Here is a 1186-nt window from a genome sequence, read left to right as displayed (position 1 = left end):
GCCCTCCACGAGCCCCGCGAACGCCGCTTGGGACGTCGAGCGGCTAACCGAGCGCTGGTCGGAGGCCTTATCGCAGGCGCGCCTCGCGGCCGCGCCCGCCGAGCAGGCCCTCGCCGCGAACCTCGCCCGCCGCGGGGTGCCTGCCGCCACCGACTACGGCACGCACCGCTCCATGCAGGGCAACAAAGGCCGCGACACCAAGCCCGAGCTGCTCGTGCGCGAGCGCCTGCGCGCGGCGGGCCTCACCGGGTACCGGCTCCAATGGAAGGTCCCGGGCCGCCCGGACGTCGCCTGGCCGGGGCGCAAGGTCGCGATCTTTATCAACGGCTGTTTCTGGCACCGCTGCCCGCGCTGTAATCCCTCGACCCCGCGCAAGAACACCGAGTACTGGAACGCCAAGTTCGCCCGCAACGTCGAGCGAGACGCGCAGAACCTCAAGGAGCTGCGCGACGACGGCTGGACGGTCCATGTGATCTGGGAGTGCCAGCTAAAGAAGGCCTCGCGTGAGCAGACCTTCGCCGAGCTTCTACCAGAGCTTGCGTCTAAGCTACATAAACATCTTAACTGATTCCTGGAGCAAAGAAGACGATCCATACCACGAGCGCCACCTGTGCCGCGAGCAGCACGGGCACTGTGAGCCGAAAATACCATTTACGCGTCTTGTGCCGCACGAGCAGCATGCCCAGAAGCGCTCCCGCCGCTCCGCCGACCATGGCAAGGCCCAAAAGCGTCGACTCGGGAACGCGCGAGGCACCGCCGCCTGCACGCGCCTTGTCGACGATGTAGACGATCAGCGTGATGATATTCAATATAAAGAGATACGCGATTCCCAGAAGCGCGGCATACGGCAGCTCGCCGAACTCGTAACCCATGGCGAGCTCCTATTGCCTATCGAAGTAGTCTTTGTCGGCGATGTAATACGTGCGGATGTACCCGTCGCGCGAGACGACCACGAACTCTCCGGTCGACTCCAGGTAGTAGACGTCGTCGCCGTCCTCGGCCTCGGTCTTGTGGAGCGACTTCGGGTTCGAGACCACGGCGTTCGCGCCGGCAAGGTAGTCCTCCGCGGAGGCGTATCCCATGCCCACCCCGTGCTTCTGGTAGTGGGACTCGAGGCGGTCCTTGTTTCGGAAGGTCAGGCTGCCGGCCTGGTCGGAGGCGCCGCCGCGCTGCTGCGAGGTCGTCT

3 protein-coding genes are annotated in these 1186 nt (G+C 65.3%); 1 reads left to right on the top strand and 2 read right to left on the bottom strand.

What is annotated here, in order from left to right; genetic code table 11:
- The coding region (gene vsr, locus ACT84W_RS11135; RefSeq protein WP_444329277.1) for a DNA mismatch endonuclease Vsr at window positions 1–568 on the top strand (568 nt) is incomplete at its 5' end.
- On the opposite strand, the gene ACT84W_RS11130 is transcribed toward vsr, so the two are convergent.
- Window positions 561–872 (bottom strand): DUF1294 domain-containing protein, encoded by a 312-nt coding sequence (locus tag ACT84W_RS11130; protein ID WP_417575318.1) that lies wholly within the window; start codon window positions 870–872, stop codon window positions 561–563. The genes vsr and ACT84W_RS11130 overlap by 8 nt on opposite strands.
- A 9-nt stretch (window positions 873–881) precedes the next feature.
- The coding region (locus ACT84W_RS11125; protein WP_444329276.1) for a hypothetical protein at window positions 882–1186 on the bottom strand (305 nt) is incomplete at its 5' end.

The sequence above is a fragment of the Paratractidigestivibacter sp. genome, assembly GCF_052362415.1.
Lineage (GTDB): Bacteria > Actinomycetota > Coriobacteriia > Coriobacteriales > Atopobiaceae > Paratractidigestivibacter.
Note: the sequence above shows the minus strand (reverse complement) of the source record. Positions and strands in the feature narration are given on the sequence as shown.